The sequence below is a fragment of the Bradyrhizobium sp. ORS 375 genome (assembly GCF_000239775.1).
GTDB lineage: Bacteria > Pseudomonadota > Alphaproteobacteria > Rhizobiales > Xanthobacteraceae > Bradyrhizobium.
In genome coordinates this window covers 1-3177 of the sequence record NZ_CAFI01000340.1, presented here as the reverse complement: position 1 = coordinate 3177, position 3177 = coordinate 1, and the positions used below count along the sequence as shown (strand labels likewise).

General features: G+C 64.1%; 2 protein-coding genes. One reads left to right on the top strand and one right to left on the bottom strand.

What is annotated here, in order from left to right:
• Positions 1-187: 187 nt before the first annotated feature.
• Positions 188-1324: an alpha-hydroxy acid oxidase gene (locus BRAO375_RS24460; protein WP_009030135.1), complete on the bottom strand. Its 1137-nt coding sequence runs from the start codon at positions 1322-1324 to the stop codon at positions 188-190.
• Positions 1325-1745: 421 nt separating this feature from the next.
• Here BRAO375_RS24460 and glmM point away from each other — a divergent pair, with 421 nt between their 5' ends.
• Positions 1746-3095 carry a phosphoglucosamine mutase gene (gene glmM / locus BRAO375_RS24455; protein WP_009030134.1) on the top strand — a complete coding sequence of 450 codons (1350 nt, stop codon included), beginning with the start codon at positions 1746-1748 and terminating at the stop codon, positions 3093-3095.
• Positions 3096-3177: the final 82 nt, after the last annotated feature.

Here is a 3177-nt window from a genome sequence, read left to right as displayed (position 1 = left end):
AGTTTGAGGCACGCTGGCGATTGGCATTTTTTTCCGACACGACCGCTGCGGCGTATGGGTCCCGGATCGGCGCCACGCCGCGCTGGCGCGCGTCATGGCTTGTCCGGGACGACAGCTTTTGCGTGGTAACAGCCCGGGTCACATAAGCTGATTAGTATCAGCAATTTGCTCGCCCATTGTTCTCCAACTAATCCGCCAGCACCTTGCGGTCGATCTCCGCCACCGTGTTGACGCCGCACAGGCCCATCGTCGTCAGCAGCTCGTTGCGGATGATGTCGATGGCTTTGGCGACGCCGACCTGGCCGCCGGCGCCGAGGCCGTAGGCGTAGGCGCGGCCGATCATGCAGGATTTTGCGCCGAGCGCGAGCGCGCGCATCACGTCCTGGCCGGAGCGGATGCCGCCGTCGAACATGATCTCGATCTTGTCGCCGACCGCCTCGGCGATGCCCGGCAGCACGTGGATGGAGGAGGGGGCACCGTCGAGCTGGCGACCGCCATGGTTCGACACCACCATCGCCTGGGCGCCGGTGGCGGCGGCGAGCTTGGCGTCCTCGATGTCATGGATGCCCTTGATGATCAGCTTGCCCGGCCAGATCGAGCGAATCCAGTCGACGTCCTTCCAGTTCAGCGAGGTGTCGAACTGCGCCGCCGTCCAGGCCGAGAGCTTGGTGAGATCCTCGGTGTTCTTCACGTGGCCGGCGATGTTGCCGAATGTCCGCCGCTTGCCCTGCAGAACGCCCTGCACCCAGGCCGGCTTGGTGGCGAAGTCGAACAGCTTCGACAGCGACCATTCCGGCGGCACGCTCATGCCGTTCTTGATGTCCTGATGGCGCTGGCCGATCACCTGGAGATCGACGGTGAGGCACAGCGCGGTGCACTTGGCGGCAATGGCGCGCTCGACCAGCGCCTTGATGAAGCCGCGGTCCTTCATGACGTAAAGCTGGAACCAGAATGGCTTGTCGACGCTAGAGGCGATATCCTCGATCGAGCAGATCGACATCGTGCTCTGCGTGAACGGGATGCCCGCCGCCTGCGCGGCGCGGCAGGCGTGGATCTCGCCGTCGCCATGCTGCATGCCGAGCAGGCCGACCGGCGCCAGGATCAGCGGCATCGACGAGGGCTCGCCGAGGATGGTGGTCGACAGGTCGCGCTTGGAGACGTCGACCAGGATGCGCTGCCGGAACTTGATCTTCTGCAGATCGTCGCGATTGGCGCGCAGGGTCTCCTCGGCATAGGAGCCGCGGTCGGCGTAGTCGAAGAAGGCTTTGGGAACGCGGCGCTTGTGCAGCAGGCGCAGGTCTTCAATGCAGGTGACGTGTTTCATCGCGGTCTTCGGCTCCCCCACCGACGGTCTCTTTCTTGAGCTGACAGTCCTCTAGCATCTTTGCGACCGCTGCCAAATCCGACTTCGGCCAGCCCGAGCCGGCGCCGAACAGCCGCGCGCCGCGTCTTCTGATGTCGGAGGTTGCGTGCTGAGCGGGAAGGCACTTCGAGGACGCCGTATTCCCGTTCCGAGGATTTTGCGATGCATCACACTCGCCTTGCGGGTGGTGCGATCATTCGCCGAAAAATTAATATTAACAAGGTCTTACGGCTTCAGTGGCGGTTTCGTGGTAATGATTCATCACATTTTTTGAAGCCATCTTAGCTTTAAGGCGACTATAACCCGCGGGCTGACCGGATGGGCGCGGGTGGTGATTCGCGCCCGCCGGCAACGAAGTCGAGATGCTGTCGCTGGGGGTCATATGAGCCGTAACTATTTCGGGACCGATGGGATTCGTGGCCGTGCCAACGGCCTGATCACGCCGGAACTCGCGCTCAAGGTGGGGCAGGCCGCAGGGCTTCTGTTCCAGCGCGGCGAGCACCGCCATCGCGTGGTGATCGGCAAGGATACGCGCCTCTCCGGCTACATGATCGAATATGCGATGGTCGCGGGCTTCACCTCGGTCGGCATGGACGTGCTGCTGGTCGGCCCGATGCCCACGCCGGCGGTGGCGATGCTGACCAAGTCGATGCGCGCCGATCTCGGCGTCATGATCTCGGCCTCGCACAATCTGTTCGAGGACAACGGCATCAAGCTGTTCGGCCCGCAGGGCTTCAAGCTGTCCGACGACGTCGAAAAGCAGATCGAGCAGCTGCTCGATGAATCGCTCGACAAGAAGCTGGCGCAGAGTGCAAGCCTCGGCCGCGCCCGCCGCATCGACGGCGTGCACGACCGCTACATCGAATTCGCCAAGCGCACCTTGCCGCGCGACCTCTCGCTGGACGGCCTGCGCGTCGTGGTCGATTGCGCCAATGGCGCGGCCTACAAGGTCGTGCCGGAGGCGCTGTGGGAGCTCGGCGCCGACGTGATCTCGATCGGCGTGGAGCCGGACGGCTTCAACATCAACAAGGAGTGCGGCTCGACCTCGCCGGAAGCTCTTTGTCGGAAAGTTCGTGAAATGCGCGCCGATATCGGCATCGCGCTCGACGGTGACGCCGACCGCGTCATCCTGGTCGATGAGCGCGGCCATATCGTTGACGGCGATCAGCTGCTTGCGGTGATCGCGCAGAGCTGGAAGGAGGACGGCCGGCTGGCACGTCCGGGCATCGTCGCGACGGTCATGTCCAATCTCGGCCTCGAGCGCTTCCTGCAGGGGCAGGGCATGGAGCTGGTGCGCACGCCGGTCGGCGATCGCTACGTCCTCGAGCGCATGCTGGCCGACGGCTACAATCTCGGCGGCGAGCAGTCCGGCCACATCATCCTGTCGGACTACGCGACGACGGGCGACGGCTTCGTCGCGGCGCTGCAGGTGCTGGCCACGGTGCAGCGGCTGCGCCGCCCGGTCTCCGAGGTCTGTCACAAGTTCGATCCGCTGCCGCAGATCCTGAAGAACGTGCGCTATCGCAGCGGCAAGCCGCTCGACGCAGACGAGGTGAAATCCGCCATCGACACCGGTCAGAAGCGTCTCAATGGCCACGGCCGTCTGCTCGTACGCTCCTCGGGCACCGAGCCCGTCATCCGCGTGATGGGCGAGGGCGATGACCGCAACCTGGTCGAGGAGGTCGTCGACGAGATCGTTGCTGCGGTGGGCAACGCTGCTGCTGCCGCCTGATCATCGGCTGAGCAATGCATCAACAAGGCCTGCCATCCGTTGATGGCAGGCTTTTTGTTTTATTGGGGATCGCTCTTCTGCC